General features: G+C 52.0%; 17 protein-coding genes. 5 read left to right on the plus strand and 12 right to left on the minus strand.

What is annotated here, in order from left to right; translation table 11 throughout:
- The 4 genes from MK110_16565 to MK110_16580 form a co-directional block, all read right to left on the minus strand.
- Positions 1 to 2,240 (minus strand): hypothetical protein (locus tag MK110_16565; GenBank protein ID MCH2212917.1); only part of this gene is annotated, 2,240 nt, incomplete at its 3' end.
- Between the two features lie 1,032 nt (positions 2,241 to 3,272).
- Positions 3,273 to 4,553: a PQQ-like beta-propeller repeat protein gene (locus MK110_16570; GenBank protein MCH2212918.1), complete on the minus strand. Its 1,281-nt coding sequence runs from the start codon at positions 4,551 to 4,553 to the stop codon at positions 3,273 to 3,275.
- Between the two features lie 325 nt (positions 4,554 to 4,878).
- Positions 4,879 to 6,279, minus strand: coding sequence for a mandelate racemase/muconate lactonizing enzyme family protein (locus tag MK110_16575; protein ID MCH2212919.1), 1,401 nt, complete (start codon positions 6,277 to 6,279; stop codon positions 4,879 to 4,881).
- 63 nt (positions 6,280 to 6,342) lie between these two features.
- A complete protein-coding gene (locus MK110_16580; GenBank protein MCH2212920.1) occupies positions 6,343 to 7,614 on the minus strand; it encodes an ATP-grasp domain-containing protein in 1,272 nt (423 codons plus the stop codon).
- Between the two features lie 246 nt (positions 7,615 to 7,860).
- Between MK110_16580 and fae the strand changes: the two genes are divergently transcribed.
- The gene (gene fae, locus MK110_16585; GenBank protein MCH2212921.1) at positions 7,861 to 8,358 is read left to right on the plus strand and encodes a formaldehyde-activating enzyme; all 498 of its coding nucleotides are present in this window, start codon (positions 7,861 to 7,863) and stop codon (positions 8,356 to 8,358) included.
- Between the two features lie 244 nt (positions 8,359 to 8,602).
- On the opposite strand, the gene MK110_16590 is transcribed toward fae, so the two are convergent.
- The 3 genes from MK110_16590 to MK110_16600 all read right to left on the minus strand — a co-directional run bounded on the left by MK110_16590 (position 8,603) and on the right by MK110_16600 (position 12,120).
- Positions 8,603 to 10,087: a serine/threonine protein kinase gene (locus tag MK110_16590; GenBank protein ID MCH2212922.1), complete on the minus strand. Its 1,485-nt coding sequence runs from the start codon at positions 10,085 to 10,087 to the stop codon at positions 8,603 to 8,605.
- A 348-nt stretch (positions 10,088 to 10,435) separates the two neighbouring features.
- The gene (locus MK110_16595) at positions 10,436 to 10,993 is read right to left on the minus strand and encodes a TIGR00730 family Rossman fold protein (GenBank protein MCH2212923.1); all 558 of its coding nucleotides are present in this window, start codon (positions 10,991 to 10,993) and stop codon (positions 10,436 to 10,438) included.
- A gap of 164 nt (positions 10,994 to 11,157) precedes the next feature.
- Positions 11,158 to 12,120 (minus strand): GNAT family N-acetyltransferase, encoded by a 963-nt coding sequence (locus tag MK110_16600; protein MCH2212924.1) that lies wholly within the window; start codon positions 12,118 to 12,120, stop codon positions 11,158 to 11,160.
- A 263-nt stretch (positions 12,121 to 12,383) separates the two neighbouring features.
- On the opposite strand from MK110_16600, the gene MK110_16605 reads away from it, so the two are divergent.
- From MK110_16605 to MK110_16620, 4 genes are all read left to right on the plus strand, one after another.
- Complete coding sequence (locus tag MK110_16605) at positions 12,384 to 12,806, plus strand: hypothetical protein (protein MCH2212925.1); 423 nt, start codon at positions 12,384 to 12,386, stop codon at positions 12,804 to 12,806.
- Positions 12,807 to 13,026: 220 nt separating this feature from the next.
- Positions 13,027 to 13,347, plus strand: coding sequence for a hypothetical protein (locus MK110_16610; protein MCH2212926.1), 321 nt, complete (start codon positions 13,027 to 13,029; stop codon positions 13,345 to 13,347).
- A gap of 61 nt (positions 13,348 to 13,408) precedes the next feature.
- Positions 13,409 to 14,317 (plus strand): hydroxymethylbilane synthase, encoded by a 909-nt coding sequence (gene hemC, locus MK110_16615; GenBank protein MCH2212927.1) that lies wholly within the window; start codon positions 13,409 to 13,411, stop codon positions 14,315 to 14,317.
- Between the two features lie 651 nt (positions 14,318 to 14,968).
- Positions 14,969 to 15,742, plus strand: coding sequence for a hypothetical protein (locus tag MK110_16620; protein MCH2212928.1), 774 nt, complete (start codon positions 14,969 to 14,971; stop codon positions 15,740 to 15,742).
- A gap of 22 nt (positions 15,743 to 15,764) precedes the next feature.
- Here MK110_16620 and MK110_16625 read toward each other — a convergent pair whose 3' ends face one another.
- The 5 genes from MK110_16625 to MK110_16645 form a co-directional block, all read right to left on the minus strand.
- A complete protein-coding gene (locus MK110_16625; protein MCH2212929.1) occupies positions 15,765 to 16,118 on the minus strand; it encodes a hypothetical protein in 354 nt (117 codons plus the stop codon).
- A 578-nt stretch (positions 16,119 to 16,696) separates the two neighbouring features.
- Positions 16,697 to 17,128, minus strand: coding sequence for a hypothetical protein (locus MK110_16630; protein ID MCH2212930.1), 432 nt, complete (start codon positions 17,126 to 17,128; stop codon positions 16,697 to 16,699).
- 350 nt (positions 17,129 to 17,478) lie between these two features.
- Complete coding sequence (locus tag MK110_16635) at positions 17,479 to 18,582, minus strand: DUF1559 domain-containing protein (protein ID MCH2212931.1); 1,104 nt, start codon at positions 18,580 to 18,582, stop codon at positions 17,479 to 17,481.
- 216 nt (positions 18,583 to 18,798) lie between these two features.
- Complete coding sequence (locus tag MK110_16640; protein ID MCH2212932.1) at positions 18,799 to 19,731, minus strand: hypothetical protein; 933 nt, start codon at positions 19,729 to 19,731, stop codon at positions 18,799 to 18,801.
- 395 nt (positions 19,732 to 20,126) lie between these two features.
- The gene (locus MK110_16645; GenBank protein ID MCH2212933.1) at positions 20,127 to 20,549 is read right to left on the minus strand and encodes a transposase; all 423 of its coding nucleotides are present in this window, start codon (positions 20,547 to 20,549) and stop codon (positions 20,127 to 20,129) included.
- Positions 20,550 to 20,572: the final 23 nt, after the last annotated feature.

Consider the following 20,572-nt stretch of genomic DNA (forward strand, 5'->3'; position numbering starts at 1 on the left):
TGGCCTGATTCACCCTGGCCTGATTCACCCTGGCCTGATTCACCCTGGCCTGATTCACCCTGGCCTGATTCACCCTGTCCCGATTCACCCTGTCCAGCTCGATCATCGGCAGGCTGATTTTCTCCTTCGTTCCGTCCGTCCAGATCATTCGGCACTTGCTCACTCATCCGAGCATCTTGGCTTTGACCGTCCGACGCACGATTCGGATCATTCAGATACTCCTCGACAATCTTCTGAATTGCTTCTTCCTCATCCATCGGTTTTGTAAGTTTGGATTGAGTTCCGGATCCGTTATTTTCGCCATCTTTGTCCTGGCTCTCAGGACCGCGTTCCGGGCGTCTCTCATCAAGACCATTAGTTTTCTGAGTCGTCGATGATGTCTCGTTCCCGAAACCTGTTTGTGCGGATCCCGGTTGAGCCTCTTCCTGTGAATGCGGACCTGCTGCCTCACCGACATCCTCGTCTTTCGCAATTTCCGATGAATTATCTTCGTTTTCATTATCATTCCGCGTCTGATGCTCCTGACCACTATTTGCGACTCCGGATCCATCATCGGTCTGCTGATGATCTTCACGAAGATGTTTTAGCATTCGCTCCTGACGTTGCTGTACCGTTTTCAGTTCGTCCATCAACCGATCGGGACTGTCAGACTTCAGGACATGCAGTTTCTGACTCCGGGTCTGGGATGCCAGTCCCCGTGGATAACGGTTATCCAAAGCGCGTACCACATAACTGACGACATCACCTGGCTGGAGGTCCAATGATGCCAGTTCAAAATCGTAGGTCCCTGACCAGGTTTTCTGAAATCCAACGTCGTCCCCGTCAAAAACACGTTCCTCTCCGTGTTCGACCACCGACCCATTGACCGAGTAATTCAGCGTCAGCGACCGCAGCAGAAAATCCGGATCACTGGCGTAGATCAACATAGGCACTGTGGCATTCGCGGCTACATTCAAATCTCCTGAGGGATCTTTCACTTCGACTACCGGTAATGCGTCCGGCTGAATATTTACGGAATAGACGGTTGGCGACGGATCGCGGCTCCCCTGAGCATCCTGAACGGTAATGCGATAGAAACGAATCGGTTTGTCCAGGTCCACTTCTATCAACTTGAATTGCGCGGTCAGCTCTTGGTCGCTCACTGTCATCGGGTGACGCGTCACATCTGCCTGAAAACTGCGATATGGACATAGTTCGACGGTAGAGTCGACAACCGGCACAGTGGCACCGGCAAAGACGGTAATGATTGTTCCTTCCCATACGTCGATATTCGGATTAACTGAGGTGTTGTCCGGCAACTGCATGTACTTTGGGTACTGATAGCGAAGCTCACGTACGGTCGCTGTGGGAGGCATATCAACCTCAATGGAGAACATGTCCGAACGCGCGTCTCCCGCCTGAATTACGTAGCTGGTGGGCTGTCGAATACCACGATGTTCATCACCCGTAATGACAGCAGTGTACCGGCCGTTTTCATCAACGGGTTCCATCGACAATTCCACATCAAGATCGCGTCGATCTGCGGTGGTATACAACAGATGAACGGATTCAGGAATCACTCCTGAAATGTCCACCGTCACTGATACTCGCTCACCCAATGCGATGGTGACGTCTCCTGGCATCACATTGATAATTCGCGTTCGGGTCGCGACTTCCTGCCCCATCAGCGTCAGGGGGCGAAGCAGGCTTATTGGTTTGGGACTAAGGACTGAATACACACAGGTGACAAGAACAAGCCCAAACAGAACAAGGCCCATTCGAATCAACCGGCTTCGATCAATGGCATCATCCAGACTCGTTTCAAGCAACTGAGTTCTAGCACGACCTGCAATCGTCCGTTGAACACGTTCGGAAGCACCCACACCGGCCTCCTGCAGATCAACAAGACTTAGCAACGCACCACCGGACGATGAGGCTTTGTCCAAAGTTCTTGCGGCATACAACGCAGTCACTGATTTTGACAAAGGATGAACCAGGTGTCGCCATGCCAAAAACATGACTCCAATCAACACCGCCATCAGGAAAGCTGCACGCGTCCACGGTGAAAAACCACCGGGAATCAGCCAGTGATCGGCTAACGTGAATCCCAGAACATAGCAGGTAAGTAGAATCCCGCAGGTAACCGCTGCAGTCACAACGTCCGTTGATCTGATTCGTCCCTGCGCAGCACTGATTTGGCGCACAATAAGCTCGTTGTCCCCTTGATCGCTGACTGAATCGGAAATCGTGGATGTAGACATGGCAATATCCGTCAGATAATCAGACAAGACGTGAACAACTGAGTCCCGGGGTCGTAAGTCATCAGCTCAGTACCATTGGGCTTACTGCCTGTGAAAACACAGTAGAACCAGACTGTTCGATTTCCTCAGACGCGCTACGTTTTCTGTCCCGGCTGGAGCCACTATTCCGGGAAATACGCACAACTGGTGTAAATTATATCGGTTGCAGCCATCTACAAAGCATAATTGAATCTAAAACGGTGACCCAACTGAACAACGCTGCGTGATGAACCGAAACGACCAGGTGTCCAGGCCTCCGACTGTTGGGCGGACGGCTTGCCATGTCGACTCAATTCGCAGTTTTGAGAGAACTGGAAACCGAATCAATCGACTCTCTAACGGACCGGTATTGCTGCCGTCAACAGTCAGTGAACAACACCGTCGCACAGCGGCCTTCTCCTGAAGTCTTTCGCTGTACAGGTCACTGCCCGCTTCAATGTGGAGCCCTCGGAATCTGAGCAAACCCCTCACCGACATAGAAATCCGGGTAACCGACACTCGCAACCCACTGGAGTTACTTCAAAAGAGGCGTTCATTCACAAAGGATACCGTTCCCAGCCCTGCAATCTGCGGCAGTCCGCGATATTCCCCTGGCTTCAGCACAAAGCAGGTCTTCCGCTACCTGATTCGTTACCCGGAAAAAGACACTTCCCCGTCACGCCGAAGGATGATGACAGTTGTTCCGACAACACCTCGATTATACCGAGTAGTGTGTAACGACCGTCCCCATGACCATTACCGAAAACTACCACCTCATCACGGTCATCATGGAATAAAACGAGGATTCTGCAAAGGGGAATAACCAACGCCATCTGGTTTTAATTGGGCGTCAACGGTGGTGAGACACGCCTGTTTGACAAACACATGAGCTATTCATGCCTGGCCGATGGCGTCCGGTAATTCCTGGTTAAAAATCCAGGTAGTCTTTTACGGAATCGTGTTCCTGTATTGGTTTTACAGGAGTTTGTCGTGTGTGGTCGGCACTGACCTCGTTTACTCACTGCGGACGCCGGCATCTTCCGAATCAACGTCATTATCATTGAACGGCACGTCAATATTGAGCGGCTGCTCGTCCGGCCGTTGGTGATAGGTGGCAAAATCACTGCCGATCGGTTTGAGGCAAATCAACTCACCGGCTTCCGATGCCAGATAGATGCGATCGGTCACCGAGTTTTGAAGGTGGACGCTGTAGCCGCGCATCGGCGCCCGTCCGTCCACACCTGCCGTAGCTGTCGACACGGCCACGATTCTTCGATTGCGATCCACGCCATAGAGATGATCACCAGCGACACCGACCAGTGATTCCACGCCGGGTACAAACCAGCGTTCTGTTGCCCCAATACTGTCATCAATCTGTTCGTAATCCCCCGATCGTGTCGAAACACATGCAACCCCCGCAGCATCCATAACCAGATACACATGGTGCCCTACAATCAGTGGCTGCAGTGAGACACGTCGCTCAAGAGGCAGATACCATGCAAGTGATCCCCGGGTCAGATCGAAGCTGAAGAGATTGCGATCTTTTGTTGCAACAACAATCGCTCGTCTTTCGCTGTGGTGATCCACCGCCAGCGGAGCGGAAGGCGGTCCATTCAGAAATTCCTGGTAATAACTGATACCGGCAGGCGAAACGGCATGCAAGTTTCTCGACGTAGTGCCAAAAGCAATCACGTTTTCTGTCGCTACCGGCGGATATTCTACTCGTTCGTTGGCAGCCCAGCGCCACAAATAAGGCCGAGCTACCCCCGGTGGTAAGGTCTCATAGCGAGACAGGTGAATCAGGGTCTTGATAGAGAACCCATAAATTGTCCTGTTACTCACCGGTATATAGACAGTTGAATCACCAATCGCCGGAGCCGCCGATGGATGTCGGGCAAGTCGGTACCTGAACATTTCCTCTCCCGTAAATTTGTCGAGAGCGAATACATCCGGACCGGAAACAATCACAACGAGGTCAGCATTAGACACCGCCGGCATCGAATGAGCATCATTGCGACCGACCTGCCGAACCCACATCCTGCGTCCCACTTCGGCGTTGAATGCTGAAACAACGCCCCCCGAAGACTGCACATACACAAGATCTTCGTCATTCGTGAGGTAACGAATCGTGTCCCTGGAAGGGTCCAGCACGGCCTGACCGGACCAGTTCAACTGCAGACCGATCCGTTCCAGTTCGGCAGCACTCGGGGGAACGGCCGCCTCCACTGAAATGGCAATGTTCAGCGACAGCACAACGATGACGACATTCAGAGTACGACTGAGAATCTGCAACATGGAAATGAATTCCGGTGTTCCTGGATTGTCGGAGAGGGCGTTCTGGCTCTTAAGAATGAGCCGGAGATACAACTGTTCTTTATACTCGACCAATTTAACCTTGTCTGAAAAGTGAACTCCAGAACGTAACCCCCGGAATCAGCAGCATCTGCCGAAACAACGCGTCAAGTGACAGCTCTGGAATACTCTTTGTGTTACTTCAAAACACCGAAAACGTCAGATCTTCACCAAACGCTGCCATTCCAACATGATTCCGCACGCAGCTGTGACCGTGCCTACGGTACGCTTTAACGAGTTTCAGGGAATCCACTTACGTTACACATGATCAGGACGGGTTTCTGACGACACTGTCGATCCGGCTGGTTGTAGTGCGGAAACCGAGACCGTGGTCAACAAGTTGGCTGGTATCAACGGTTCCATCAGAAATTTCAAATAATCCCGGATACAAACGGGCCCATTCTGCGTTGGGTGCAGGGCAATACTGTCGGGCATTGCCCTCAATCGCAGAGATACCCGGAATTCGGGAGGCCAGACTGCATGATTGCAGCCACGACAATCCAGGACACGTTAGATCCTGAACACAAAGAAACATTCCAAACTTTTGTGCAGCCGAAGCGGCCAACAGAGATTCAGAAAGCCCTTTGCAGGCCTTAAGAGCAACTCCCGAATAGCCCAATTCACGGCACACCAGCAGCGAATCGTAGTCAACCAGAGCCTCATCGATCACAACCGGTTTCACCTTTGCCACATCGTGCATTCGTACCGCCGATGCTGACTGCAGATCACGGCTGGTCGGCTGTTCAATGTACTGAATTCGTTCAAAAGCCAGTGGACGTTGGTCGCAGACACACTTCAGGAACTCAAGTACGTACTCAGCGGATTCACATTTTTCGTTAAAATCGCAACTGTAATACCACTGATCACAACCTCGACCCTGCTGAACCTCAACGGAAATGCTCTCCACCGCAACCACGCGGCTAACATCCCAGTCCAGATCATCACCGCTGAGTTTGATCTTAAGATGTGTCAGGCCGTCAGCAGCGATCCAGTCTCCGAGTGCATGAGGCAGTCCGTCCGCTGTCAGACCGGTTGTCTCGGCGGGACTAAGCGGATCCAGTGCTCCGACAAGATGGTACAGCGGTAATCGTGGTGTCGGTTCACGACGAGTATATTGATCGGGAAATTCTCCACCAAAGCGATCGTCCAGATAAAAACTGAGGTCATCGTTAAGGTAATCAGCCGACAGCAGGTTAAAGCAGCAGTTACGGTGAACTCGCCCGTAGGCGTCATGCAGTGCGGCATCGATGGAACTAGCAGCTACCAGCTGCGCGAGGACCGGAAGAGTCTCCACCAGTCCCATAACTCGCCCCACCTGACCAGCCTGATGTCCGAATTCAGCTCCGACAGCATACTGAATTTCAAGTGGATGTCCGTAGTCAGGAAAGCCGGCAAACAATTCCGCCACGTCTTCCGCATACTGCATCATTGCGCGCTCACGGTCCACCACGGCTGTCACTTCTGACGGCCAGGCCCAGACATTGCCAACCGGCATACTTCCATAGCCGGTCGCTCTACGACCATCACGAGTTTCCACACGTACAGCAGCGTTAATCAGTTTTGTTTCATTGATAGTACGACCGCCAAATTTCAACGGAAGACGAAACTCCACCGGCTCAAAGGTGACTGAACTTTCAATGATCCGCACGTCGGTAGTCTTAAAGGACATCGTTAAAATCCACAGCGGAAACCGGGAAGAACGGCAAATCTGGCCCAGAACCGCAGGATAAAATCAACTTGCCGTATTGTCGCTGAGCAAAGATTGTTCGAAAAGGCAGACATGTCGAATCGCTGTTGCGGACGTATTGACACCTCTGACTCCTGTGTACTCGGACAGGATTTCATTGAGTTTTATGTCGCCCGAATGTCCCGTGTCCGTTTTCCATTTGGAACCATACTTTTGCAAGACATGATAGACGGAACAGAAGGGCGTTCCGGCCGAAAGCCTTCCAATCGAAGGAATATCAGCAAGCCACGACTGCCGGGATCTTTGGTGATCAAAGAACCGGCGAAATCTAAGCAGTCGGTTTACGTCGGTGTCCGTAACAACGCGATCGCGTCTCAGATAAACGATCAGCCTCGCGACAGCCTGATTCCGGATGATGTCCTGTGACCGCGTCGTACAACGGATCTGATCACCACTGTACGCAGCCAGATGACGCTGAAGAACAGACAGGCTGTCCCGTCCAAAATCATACAATTCGTGAGATGCTGTAATGCGGGGATTAACTTCAATTAACCAGACGTCGGCGGCATTGACCACGAAATCAGCACCAAATATCCCGCCAATGCCCGCCTCACTGATTCGTTGTCCCACACGACGCAGGATTGCACGCGTCTGAACTGGAAGTTGGACCGGCCCCACAGTACCACAAAACTGGAATCCGGTTCCACCAAGTTCCGGTTCACCGGTGATCTGGATACATGTCCCCAGCATGTGTGTGATTCCATCTTGGCAATGGTAAAGGGCAGAGACCGAGAGACCAGTCACACAACGCTGCCGATACTCATTCCTGCCGATCTGACATCCAGGATCAAACCTTCGAATGTTCACGCCTCCCGACCCGTACTTCGGCTTGACCAGCCAGTCCCCCTCCTCTGTACGTCTGTGTCTGTCCGCTGAATGGACCACGATATCGGGGACATCGCATCCGGAGCCCTGAACCAGTGATTTCAATCCAGGTGGTGAACGGAATCGCTGCAGGTGGTCCACGGTGACGCCGTACACCGGTCTCTGATCCGCCAGGCATCGCAGTACCTGCGGATGATTTTCAAGTCCGCCGGTCCAGATCAGAGGAATATCAGACGACAGATCCTCAATCACCCCTGGAATCGACGAGAACTGCTCAATTCGTCTGGCTGTCGCACAACCACGGTTACGCAGCGTTAACTGCAAATCGGCATCGCCAAACATATCCACGCAGCACGGGGTCAGCCCCGCAGCGACAGCAGACTCGGCAAGACTCCTCACACTCGCCCCGGCCAAAATCACTGAGTTCGTCATGAATCCCCTGAATTACGGGTCTCTATCATCATTTAGAATTGTAACCACCGCTTGGATTGACCTCCTGAGTTGAATCACAGGGTGAAAATCGCGATGCTGTGGTTCTACGGAAGCTTTAGCTTCGGGCGCAGGTGCGTTCCGACCAAAGCTGTTTTTTGATCGCAGGGCGGCTTTTGCCGCAGACAGGTACGCCGATGGATAAACCGTCGACTTATCTGACAGGTCTTGTTTCAAAGGAAAATTGGAATGTCGATGTACGTTGGCGAATCTCTCGTCGGTGATGGCAATGAAGTCGCTCATATCGATCTATTGATCGGTGACAAGAGCGGTCCCGTTGGAGTCGCCTTCGCAAATGCTCTGGCTGACCAAAAAATGGGTCACAGTAATCTCTTGGCTGTGATGACACCCAATGTGGCTGTCAAGCCATCAACCGTAATGATCACTAAGGTGACGATTAAAGGAGCCCGTCAGGCTGTCCAAATGTTCGGTCCGGCTCAAAAAGCCGTTGCTGATGCCGTGGCCGACTGCGTCAAATCCGGCGTGATTCCAAAAGATCAGTGTGACAATCTGTGCATCGTCTGCGGAGTGTTCATTCATTGGCAGGCTGAAGATGACAAGAAGATCTATGAATACAACTACGCGGCCACTAAAGAGTCCATTGAACGCGCCATGAAGAACGAGCCAACAGCGGACGACATGCTTGGACAGCGTGAGACCGCCGAACACCCGTTCTATCAAGGTTGAGACAGTCGAACGGAATCTAGATTCGATGCGGATGAATTTCACGTTGAAGATCACCGCCGGCATTGTCGGAATCACTGTGATCTGTTGCGAACAGATTATCGTCTTCTAGTTCGCTGCTCCGCCAGGGTCGTCCGCGGTCCGGGCAGAAACAGCGGCAACAACACCGTTCAGTCAAAACAAACAGCCCGACCGGCTATCCGGCCGGGCTGTTGCATTATGTAAAACCCACGTTCAATGCCAACTTTTATTCGGTGATTTGGCCGGAACCGTCCCTGGTGTCGACAGAAACATCACCAAACGTCGCAAAATATTTGCGAATATCACGCAGCGTCGCCGGCTGAAACATGGTGGTTCCGAATCGGGTCGATGTGATGGTTTGGCGAATCAGCTCTTCGTCGTCCTCGGAGAACACAGCCAGACACGGCACCTGCAGAGTACGTCCCCAAGCCTGTGCTTCAGGAAAAATGCTCAGGACAGTGTCGCGCGTCGTATCGGCAAGAAACAAAACACCAGCCGGAGGGCAACGTCCTTTCAACTGGTTCAGAGCGACATATGGATCATCACAGACCGTCAGCCTGAACCCGTGTTTCCTGCTGAAGTACTGCTGCAAAGCTTCGACACGTTTGTTGATCGTATCCACGATTAGCAGATGAAAATCGACCTCGGACGGCAACACCTGCCCATTGAGAGCAGGCTGCGGTCGTTGCTGCCATACACCAAATTCCTGCAACACAGTCTGCAGATCGGCACATACTTCATCCGCAGTCTGGTAGCGTTCACTGGGGCTGACCGCCAGCATTTGAGCGGTGATGTCGAGTATAGACTTCGGCAGATCGGAACGAAAAGTATGCAGCGGACGAATCTGAGTGTACCGGCTAATCTGTCTGCGTTCTTCGCGATCACGTGTCCTCGGCCACGCTGGCTCGTTCGACAACAATTCGTAAAGAATCGCCCCCGCAAAGAAAATATCACTACGAGGATCATTCTTGGGTGCATTCGTCCCTCGCTCCAGCGAGGCGTACTCTATTGCACGGTGAACGTCATCACCGAGCAATGAGTGCAACGACGCATGGGCACCAGCCAGTCCAAAATCCACCAGTCTGGCGACACCATCGCTACTCATCAGTACGTTCGTAAGTTTAAGGTCGCGATGAGTTGTACCGAGCGAATTCGCGTAACTCAGTCCGGAACAGATGTCATAGACACATTGAGCCGACTCTGCGGGTGTCACGTTGGCACGAATACGAAGGAAATCTCTTAGATTTCCACCTTCGATGAATTCCATCACGATGAAGTGACAATCATCATCCGAGACAACGTCCCAAATGGGCACGATGTTGGGGTGTCGAAAACGCTGACTGATTCGAGCTTCGCGCTGAAAACTCCTGACCGCTTCGGGATCCTGACTCCACCGGTCCCGAAGCAGTTTCAAGGCCACGGTTCGTCGTCCGTCCAATGTAGCGGCCCGAAAAACTCTCGCAAAACTGCCCGATCCGTTTCGGTAAAGCAGTTTATACCCCCCCAGCAACAGACTCTCGCCCTCACCTCCCAAAATTCGGTTGCGCTGCAAGGGTGTCAACAGATCTGCTGAAGCCAGTTTATCGACAATTCCGGCAATATCGTCCGTATTACGAAACAGCGCAACCATCTGCTCCCAGTCCTGGTTACTGACCAGCTGCGATTCAATTAAGAAACGCCGGAGCGATTCGTGAGAGTTAAATTGCACCATTACACATCAAAGAAGCTGCGGCAGGCTGATACAGCCATGTAACCTGAAAGACCATTTCATCAGTCCAGACAGAACCGTGGTCTGACCAGCACGCTGTTAACAATTTGTTGCAAATACCGTACCACACACAACTTGCCACATGAGAGACCACTGACTTGGTGTTCCTCAGAACACACTGTCGATGCTGAATCTACCGAAACGACAATCCTAACGGTCCTTAGCTTCTATTCAACATCTCGATGACCAGCAGCCAGGATTGTTGGGCTTTCTCGCCAGCGGTACCCGTTTGCGCATATTATGCGCGGTCGCGAAACACTAACAGGCTGACCCGGAATGCAATTTCGTTTATCAAGCAGAGGTCTGGCTAAGTGATTGCTGGAGCCAGTCGAGTAACCTGTCCGATTTCCTGCAAAAATGTACCAGACCAAGATCGGCTTTATCCAGAAATTCGTTACAGAGCATACTGTTCATTAGCGACTCCAGCGCGTCATAACAGCCCCCACAGTTCAATACACCGGCCGGACTTCGATGGATCCGCAACTGACTCCACGTCATTGCTTCGAACGCTTCTTCCATCGTCCCATAGCCTCCGGGAAGAATGGCATAAGCGTCTGATAGTTCATGCATTAACCGTTTCCGTGCGTGCATGTCGGCAACAACTCGCATATCCCTCACTTCTGAATGCATTAACTCGACAGTGGCCAGGCATTCCGGAATCACGCCAATCACCGAGCCACCAAGATCCAGGGCTGCATCAGCAACCACTCCCATGATTCCAGTACTCCCACCTCCGTACACGATTGTGTGTCCTCGCCTGACCAGACCACGAGAGAACTGCTGCGACTCTTCAACAAATATTGGATGATTACCCGTCCGACTCCCACAAAATACAGATATGACCGCCATCACAACATCTCCTGAACAGACAAAGCCAATACCGTTGACATCCTGAGTGCCTTACTCGTTTCAAACCCCGAACAACCTGATGGTCAACAGACAACAAATCAGCCTGGCATAATCGGACGCAACGTCCGATGAAACTAGTACGACAGAGCAAAACGTCACTCAGTTTACGCTTCGACCAGTTGCCGATGATATGTCTTCAGTTTCGCCACGGGTACAAATCTCGCTTCCGTTGCCAGGGCCTGGGCGGCGAGGTTGCCTGCACCAATCTGAACTTCGACCAGGCGGACCGATTGCTGGCGCAACTGGCGACAGGTTTCCACGAACAGTGAAAAACCGTATCCCTGACGACGGTAATTTTCCGTAACAACCACATCACGAATTCCGACAGCCCGAACTCCCCATTTGGCAATATAAAGATCCAGACAGACGATTCGTCCTGTCGCCACTGTTTGTCCGCTGCTGCGTTCGACCAGTTCAATCTGCAGCGTTTCCTGGTGACTGTGTCTGGCCGACCACCACCATGAATGATTGGTGAAGCGGTCGGTGATCAGCATATTCAGTCGTCGTCGGTTGCGGATGAGTCGAGAGTCAATCGGATCGCGCCCCGAGTCGAGATCACGATGAAACACGGTGGTTACCTCGCCCATGTGGTAACCACATGAATTAAAGAATTCATCCCACGGGGCACTTTCCAGCGCAAACCCGGATGGCTCCACACCTCCATAAACTGAGTGATAAAAACCGTTGCCGTTAGCCCCGGCACCGGCTGTGATTTCACGTGCTCCGCGTGACCTCAAATAACTCTCTGCCTCGTCGATCAGCCGGCGTCCGATTTTTCGGCGGCGGTACTGGGGCTGAACGATGAGCGAAGAAATCACACCTCTCGAAAAATCCAGTTCTGACTCATCTGCTGTCGCCGAAAATCCGGCATGAACCATGCCCACCACGGCACCATCAACGGTCGCCAAAATCAGACCGTTGCGATCGAAATATGGTCGCGAAAACACCGCAAGTTCCAGAACATCACTCGGAAATCCTTCAGCAGCACTTGGTCCAAGGTTCGACGAATCCCACAACTGCAGAAGCCGTGGAGGATCCGTGTTTTGAAATGTGCGAAAGTCAACCACGTCAGGGAGCGTTTGCGATGCACAACGGGTACAAACCAGCTATTCAACGGTCCAGGTATTTCATGCCGGGTAAACGACATTCGTCCGGCCTCTGTCCGTTTGCTCACCGACACGTAACAATCACAATGTGCGCTGCGAGGGCCTGCATGTCGGGTAACATTCATCACTCTAACGCTCGCATTCGAATGTCGCAAGTTGATATACTGAACACAATAAGACACTGAACGGCCGCTGATACAACTGTCGTGATCTCCGAAGATTTGATGAACTCAGAGCACCACATCTGGACCGATCTGGAACTTGTGTCCTGGCTCGACGAACGGCTACCGGCCGAACGAATGTCAGAACTTGAACAGCGACTTCGAATCGATGACTCTCTGAAAATTCGTCTTTCCAACCTTCTCCGACGTCGTGATCAGGGTGGACACAGTGTTGGTGAAATCTGGTATCGAGCCGGATTGAGCTGTCCCGGCCGAAGTGAACTGGGGGGCTACCTGCTTGGTACGATTTCGGCCCAGGCTTCTCAGTATCTGGACTTTCATTTGATGACAGTCGGCTGTCGTCTTTGCCAGGCAAACCTCGAGGATCTTCGGGAACACAGTAAGAACGCGGGCGGGCTGCAGGTCCGTCGTCGTCGATTCTTTGAGTCGTCTGCCGGCCTTCTGGATGACTCAACCGGTTTTTGAACACCGTCAGCCCCCTCGAACTGATTCTTCAAGCTCATCCTGCCGCCCTGGTCGCAATTTCCGGCCGAGACTCACTGTTGGAAGCGTGCGGAAGTGGATACATTTTCTGTCTGCGGTCCGGCTTGGAACGTTCAACATCGACTGATCTTTATTGACGGATGCCTCCTCCGCCGGTTCTAATGAGCAGGTCTGAATATTCGATCGCAGTAAAAATTGCCATATGACAGCTTCACACCACATACCGTTGTCGGAACGTCTGAAGAAGGCAGAATACTACGCCCGCGAGCTCAGCGAGCACCTTCGTCAGTCATACCTGCCAAGACTGGGAGACCTGCGTTCCGCCAGTAAAGTTTTTGACGAAATTGAAGTCAGCGATCAGCAAATGCTTGACCGCATGCAGAACGTGCTTCAGGCAGATGAATTCGCAGGCGAGGTTTATGCGAAGCTTAATACACATCTGAAAATTATTCGTGACGAAATGCAGCAGTTTGTAGACGGTGGAGAGACCGGCATCGAACTCAACGATCTCACGACTTCTTAATCCCGGTCAGTCTCAACACCTCCTGGCCGCACAGAATTCATGTCAACCGAACATATTATTAATGCCACCTGAACAGATTCGGATCGCGACCCGCAGCAGCCCGCTGGCGCTTTGGCAGGCCAACTATATCGCAGCCAACATCAGTCAGCTCCCGTCTGCTCCCGCTGTGGAACTGGTCCACGTGCGAACCGGCGGTGACGGAAATCAAACGTCTCCCCTGAGAGAGTTTGGCGGCACCGGTGTGTTTACTCGTGAAGTCGAACGCGTGGTTCTGGATGGAGAAGCTGATGTTGCTGTCCACAGCCTTAAAGACCTGCCAACTGAGTTGGTTGACGGCCTGAGTCTGGCCTGCGTCCCCGAACGAGCCCCGAGATTCGATGCGCTTGTCCTGCCACGCGGTCACGACGGCATTTCTTCAGTCTCGGAACTGCCGGAAACAGCAGTCGTTGGCACCGGAAGCCCCCGTCGCCAGGCACAACTAAGGTACCTGCGTCCCGATCTGACGATGACAGAGATTCGAGGCAACGTGGAAACAAGGATTAACAAGCTGGACAACGGCGAATACGACACCATTGTACTGGCGGAGGCCGGACTGCGAAGACTGGATCTTGCCGACCGGATCAGTCTCTCACTGAGCCCTCCCGAGATGCTGCCCGCAGTCGGTCAGGGTGCCCTGGGAGTTGAATGCCGTAGTGATGATCAACCAGTGCTGAAACTGCTGTCTCAAATTACACACCAGCCCACTCTTCACGCTGTCACGGCTGAACGCAGTATGATGAGAACTTTGCGAGCCGGTTGCCATGCTCCGTTAGGAGCATGGACAGTCATCGACGGAGAGCATTTGACGCTTAACGGAGTATTGCTGAGTATTGACGGTGCGACGCGAATGCAGGCATCAGAGACCGGTGACTGCCGGGATGCTGAACAGATCGGCAAAGAGGTCGCTCAAAAATTAATTGAAGCCGGCTGAGTCCGCGCATCCGGAAATTGCGTGAACAAACGGAATTCAGTGCCGTAGATGCCGGAACACAGGGAAAGAAGTCTCACCAGTTGCACAAACAGTCCTGCAAATGGCAGGGCAACGTCAAAGTTGCCTCGCAGGTACGAACACCGATGGTTCTGGGTCATTTCATCAGATACCGGTCAACGGGAACACACCCTGACAGGAAAACGGTTCAAATCGGGTTCTGCCGGAAAGACCAATCAACAGATTGAATCTGAAGTACATACCCCGTCAGTGTTTGATATCCGCTCCACTCGTGTCATTGTGTGCGGACAGAAGCTAATTCGATCTTCACAACAATGCTGCTGCCGGTTTCAGCTGCTGTGCAGAAAGTCACTTTCGCCGGTTGCACACATGAACCCGCAGGAACATAATTCCAGAATGAGTACTTTCATTGACAGCTCGTCATCTCATCGAACGATACTCAACACTCACTGCTGAACCGTTTACATGGAGTCACCCACTGTGTCATACAAATCCTTGGATTCGACTGTCACAGCGCAGAAAAACATCCAGTTCCCACGCTGGAATTCTCGCTGTGTTTCGGCAGATCAGAATACCGAATCCAACACGATTACCGGCACCAAATCACATCCATGCCGTCACATAGCAACCACGATGCAGATTCTCGTCGCAACCGTTCTGCTCATCGCGTCCGGGTGCATGGATGACCCGGCGGCCTTAGAGGCAGAAAAATCTGCAGTGAAACAACAACAACTTGAAGAAGCGCTGGCGAGATTTCCGGTACCACCACCGGACACTCCGGAACAGATTCAACAGAAAATTGCGCAGTGTGAGGAATTGCTGCCCCCGGCAGAAGAAGCGCTTGAAGCCGCAGAAAAGGCGACTACTGAACTAGAAAAACTTAACGAACTTGACAATGCCGTTGATCTCACAATGAAAGCGTTATATTTCCATCGAACGCACCGTAAAGGATTGTCCGTATTTCTTCGTGCTCGGCTGGCTCGATATCTGGCCACAGAACTCGACCCTTTATATCAACACCAATCAGACGTGGACATACGGACAGCTGCGTCCCTGGGCGGTGACATGAGGGACCTCTATGAAGATCTGTCAGAAGAAGAGCTGCAACTTTTAACGGAGGTTTATTTCAATCGCGCGAGAATGGAGGGGCGTTACAGGTCACAACAAGAGGAGTTTGGAATCGCCATCAAAACTCTGATACAAATAGGATTCAGTGACGCAGAACGTCTGAAGACTGAACCGCGATTTGAATATTTCCGTACTGATCCTGACACAGTCTCGATCCTTGAAACTGCAATAGCACGGGCAGAAGCGGCTGACAAAGAAGCTCCGAAAGAAGATTCGCAAGAGGAAACACCAACTGCAGAACAGTTGCCGGCTGGCTCAGATGCCGATCCCGCGGAATGAAACGAATGCCGACAAGAATGTTTTACTCTATCAAGAACAGTCGCAGGACTGCTCCGTAGAAATTTTGCAGCTGATTGTGCAGGACTTCGACTCCCGGAAGCGGTTCATCAAACTTCGAGTGATGGATATGTGCTTTATGTAATGTCGACACGCTCTTTCGAAAACGAACTGCACGTAATTCGCGCATTTCATTCCCTGGAGCCTGTATTACGTAGCCCGCGACCGAATTGGCGGCGCCATCGCTTGTCACCACGTTGATTGGTCCGTCAGCAGCGGCACCATAAACCTGCCGCACGCGCCCGGGATGGGAGGTATATCCTTTACCATCCCACGTGGCGTAGCGACCTGCCCAAGCCATATCGCATTGAATTAACATACCGCTCTGCTGGTCGCATACAGTTCCTGTCAACCGTTTGCAAATCACCAAAAACAGATCGGGGTATCCTCGCGGTCATCAAATCAGCCGCAACACGTCGCTAAGCATTCATCAAGACATTACCACTCAGACAGGATATCAGTCTCCGACACCAGTTTGTCAAACCATCACCGTCTTCAAAACTACCGCTGTGTCTGACCAAACAGGAAATTTTCTTAACAGAGACAATACGCTTTAAACGGTCCAGGAAAAACGTACGCCGACCAATTCCGACTGAGGCACCTCGAAAGCATCTCGTGTCCCCACTTCACGGGAGCACACTGAGCATTGAAGCAAAGCGGAAGATCCACAAACCGGTTCTCAGTAAATTTCGACACGAACCCGTACTCATGTCACCCGAACATCATTGCCCCCCTGCGGACTGCGTGCCTGGAATTAAAACGAAGTCAGGAAACTTGGGTTTCCCAAAATATCTGGTCCGCGCATTTAATAACTCGCGATCGCGTTCGGCCCGGACGCCCCAATAACATGTCAATTATTGTCCGGTGAACCGACGAGTCGTGACAGATGACGCCGGGCTACAAACCCATTTGGTCCCTCACCTCGTCGACGGTGTCCTGCATCTGCTGAGCCATTTCCACGATTTCCTCGATCGAGCCGTCAGCCGAATTCCAAATGTCCATGATCTGATCTTGTTGTTCAACCAACTTCTGAGCGTACGCGTCGTAGGCCGGATCACGATCTTCGTGTCGCTGCCAGCCCAGGATCGCATTGTATAGCGGATCCTCAATCGGTTCGTCTTCAGCCTCATAGAATTCACTGGACACATTCTGATTGAGGTCAATGACCTGCTGACAAACCTCCCCGAACAACCAGTCTTTATTCTGATGCGCAGGTACGCCCTGACCACCACATCCAGCCAGCAGACCAATCCCGGCCAATGCAGCACAACTCAGAAGAAAATTTTGGCACTGAAAAATTTTTCTGCTTTTTCGCGAATTCCGAATCACGTGTACAAAACTCCTTAAACATACATAGCAGCGTCTTAAAAAGCGTACCCAAACCTCTCTGAAGGTGCATCAAACAATGTGCAGAAACCGCAATGCAGAGACGCCTGATTAGAGAAACTGTCAGTACCTGCGGTTCACGAATTGAATACCATTCAGAATTGCTATCGTTTCAGTCAGCACAGGGTATAGTTTTCCCGCAAATCAATCCCACACCGTCTCGGTTCAAAATAAAAATTCCTTCTGACCGCCATTGGGCCATCAGAAGGAATTCGAAGTCACAAAACTTGGCGTCCTCATATGAGAACGCCAAGTCGAGGTGAACTAATTACTTACAACGCTATGAGAATATCTTAGTATTCACCAAGAAGTTCCCCACCCTGTCGAGTACCAACACCCTGCCACACGCTAGTGGCGATTTGATCGCTAAAGCTGCGAACACTACCGTCAGCCATGGCTGCGAAAACAGCGCCTGGGTGATAGCTTCGAGCACTTACCATAGCATACTCATGGGGGCTGTCAGGGATACTACCGGCACCACAGTCTGGCAGATCCGGGTTCGGAGGCAGCACGTGGTTATAGTGACCGTGCTGATAGCTACCGTACAACCAAGCAGGACCGTCCCCGCCGGAGAAACCAAATTCAGGTCTCCAGCTACCATTACTAGTAGCCTGTGCAGTGGCGTAAGCATCGGTGCACTTTTGCAACACGACTGCGGTGGTGTTTGCGTGGTCGTTCTTGTCCACTTTGTATGGATTATTTGGGTGGAAGTAGAACTGAGGATCTTTGACCACAGGGTCAGCATTGGCACCGATGATCCGTTCAGAGTAGATAACGGTATTGGAAGTTCCGTCGGAGACGTCGCGAATCTTGACTCCACCATTGTCATGGAACATTCCACCGAGGGTACCGTACAGTTCAGCCTTACAACGAGCAGTATGAACCGGGTCTTCCTGGTCCTGGTCGCCGTCGTTGATTCCGCCGCACACGGTTACACCCATGTTAGCACGATAGCTGTTCGTGTTAACGCCAGGTGCATGCCCGGGATCGGACGGACACTCGTATGACGGTACTTCTGTCGTAAATGTGAACGCATTGGCTGTACACAGCGGGCTACCAGTGCGGTAACGGAACTGAGATGGGTCAATAGCTTCGTAAAGATTACCCTGGTCAATGAACGGCAGGATGTGGTAGCTAGGGCCAACCCAACCAACCCAACAGTCTCCACCAAGTCCGGTCTTAGCCGGTGCCATGCGACCAGGTGGGAATGACCCATGTGCATCATGATAGTTATGCAGGGCCAATCCAATTTGCTTGAGATTGTTCCGACACTGTGTTCGACGAGCTGCCTCGCGAGCCTGTTGCACGGCAGGCAACAGCAGAGAGATCAGAATTGCGATGATGGCGATCACCACCAGCAACTCGATCAATGTGAATCCACGCCTCTTCAAAGACATAACGCGTTCCTCCATACGACAAAAAAAAAACAGAACAACGACGGGCTACTTAAGCCGTCGCCCAATCTGCTGATATTAGTGAACCGCCTCCATGCGTCAACCAGGTTCGTTGGACAATTCTGCCACAAAAATCAGATTTTCCTTCTTTTGACCAAAAAGGTTCTCATTTAAAAAACGCAAAAAAGACCAACGCCAACCGCCGTTTAATAACCATTGCTATGGTGGCAGCCGACCGGCATCGGAAAAAAGCGAACCCAAAAATTCATCAGTCATCGCTCCCTCAGCCACGTCTGTTACAAATCCATCATTAATCAAAAACACGGCGGGACTGGCAACCAGTGGCCGGCCGGCGGGCCAGCTGAAGAATGTTTCGGACTCAGGATTGAGCGAAATACGGTCAATCTGGAATTGCCATTCCGGATTGTCCCGACCGTAAGCAAACACGGCCGTCCTTTCTCCCACTCGGTGTAATTCCGGATCCTGAAAGTGTTTCCGAATCAGGGTTCGGCAGCGCTTACAGTCCCGGTTCACAATCACAATCATCCACCGGCCCCTGCTGAGCGGCTTCAGTGCAGGGTGCTTTTGCTCATTGATGGGCCACGGATTCCCCAGCAATACGTCTGCTACGATAAGTCGCTCGCGCTGGGTGCGACGGAATGACTGATGCCGCAGCAGCGCCAAACCGACAACGGAACCGCCAACAATCACCCCGATCAGGAGATGCGTGGCCAGACGTCCGGCCGCAACGCGCGAGTACCCATGACGCAGACACACGGTGAGCAGCAGAACGACCGTGTCAATGACCACTACCGTTTCGACGTCCAGCCATTCTCCAAAACAGCTACAGGAGCGATCCGTTGCCATCGCATACAACGATGAAATCACAAATATCGTGAATGTCACCAGTGTCAAAAGCCAGGACCACCACAAACTGCCGATGACCAGATAGGTCGCTGCTGCCGATTCAAAGGCAATCACAAACAGCAGTCGCGGGAGTGTGCCAAGCAGGCCGTCACCGGCAAGGATCAAAGGCATATTGACCCCCTTGGTCACAGCGGCTGTAAACATCAATGCAGCAACGACGAATCGAAATTGATTCCAGTGAAGACGTTGCAGAACCGGACGTGTCGTATTGGAGGTCGTGTTCAAGGTGTGACTGCCGTCCAACCAAAGCCAGTACCGGATTCATGTGAGTTTACATGTTTTTCACATAGTACAATTTTTTCACATAGGCAGTGGCGAGTCCAGCAACGACTTTCCACTGCCGTCAGGTAGTTTCAAAACCATCTGAATTGGTGTGCGAGTTGCAAATGTTTGTGAGGGAAAGGCGACATTCACATGGTCATTTCCCTGTCGATATGGCCGCCACTCCGACGTGCGAACAAGACAGGGTCCAGGACGCCCCAACCGATTCGCAAGCGTTTCACGATGGTATCATCCGTGTTCTGAAAACAGGAGTCCGATGGCAGGATTTACCAAAACGACAAACCCTCCGGTTCAAAATGCTGGAGACGACATAAGCAGTGGACTAGAGCGAATCCGCGTCAATCGTGGCGATATCCGCAGTGCTTGAAGTAGTTTCTGGATTCGTCAGGTGCGAATTGGTCGAGCAGAGTTCCGCAAAGGTACCAGAGGTGGTCAACCGTTCGCCCGGCACCATCACGCAGCAGTTTTTTGAGCTTCGAAAATGCCAGTTCGATCGGATTCAGATCCGGCCAATAAGGAGGCAAATAACGCACTTCTGCACCCACCCCCGTAATTGCTTCGCTGACACCGGACACCTTGTGGCAGGAAAGATTGTCCATCACAACGATATCCCCCTGAGATAATGTGGGAACAAGATGCTGCTCCACCCACGCAAGGAAGACGCGACCGTTGATCGAACCGTCTACCGTGATGGGTGCCACGAAACCGGTTGAACGCAACGCCCCAACAAATGTGGTTGTTTCCCAGCGGCCAAACGGCACGCCTTCGACTACCCGTGACCCAC

The organism is Fuerstiella sp., from assembly GCA_022447225.1.
Taxonomy (GTDB): Bacteria; Planctomycetota; Planctomycetia; order Planctomycetales; family Planctomycetaceae; genus S139-18.

Bases quoted from the DNA above. Each gene is read 5' to 3' on its own strand.
- MK110_16570 (MCH2212918.1), bottom strand. From the start codon at position 4,553: ATGTTGCAGATTCTCAGTCGTACTCTGAATGTCGTCATCGTTGTGCTG.
- MK110_16635 (MCH2212931.1), bottom strand. From the start codon at position 18,582: ATGTCTTTGAAGAGGCGTGGATTCACATTGATCGAGTTGCTGGTGGTG.
- MK110_16605 (MCH2212925.1), top strand. From the start codon at position 12,384: ATGAACTCAGAGCACCACATCTGGACCGATCTGGAACTTGTGTCCTGG.
- MK110_16590 (MCH2212922.1), bottom strand. From the start codon at position 10,087: ATGGTGCAATTTAACTCTCACGAATCGCTCCGGCGTTTCTTAATTGAA.
- MK110_16610 (MCH2212926.1), top strand. From the start codon at position 13,027: ATGACAGCTTCACACCACATACCGTTGTCGGAACGTCTGAAGAAGGCA.
- MK110_16620 (MCH2212928.1), top strand. From the start codon at position 14,969: ATGCAGATTCTCGTCGCAACCGTTCTGCTCATCGCGTCCGGGTGCATG.
- hemC (MCH2212927.1), top strand. From the start codon at position 13,409: ATGCCACCTGAACAGATTCGGATCGCGACCCGCAGCAGCCCGCTGGCG.
- MK110_16580 (MCH2212920.1), bottom strand. From the start codon at position 7,614: ATGACGAACTCAGTGATTTTGGCCGGGGCGAGTGTGAGGAGTCTTGCC.
- MK110_16575 (MCH2212919.1), bottom strand. From the start codon at position 6,279: ATGTCCTTTAAGACTACCGACGTGCGGATCATTGAAAGTTCAGTCACC.
- fae (MCH2212921.1), top strand. From the start codon at position 7,861: ATGTCGATGTACGTTGGCGAATCTCTCGTCGGTGATGGCAATGAAGTC.
- MK110_16595 (MCH2212923.1), bottom strand. From the start codon at position 10,993: ATGGCGGTCATATCTGTATTTTGTGGGAGTCGGACGGGTAATCATCCA.
- MK110_16625 (MCH2212929.1), bottom strand. From the start codon at position 16,118: ATGTTAATTCAATGCGATATGGCTTGGGCAGGTCGCTACGCCACGTGG.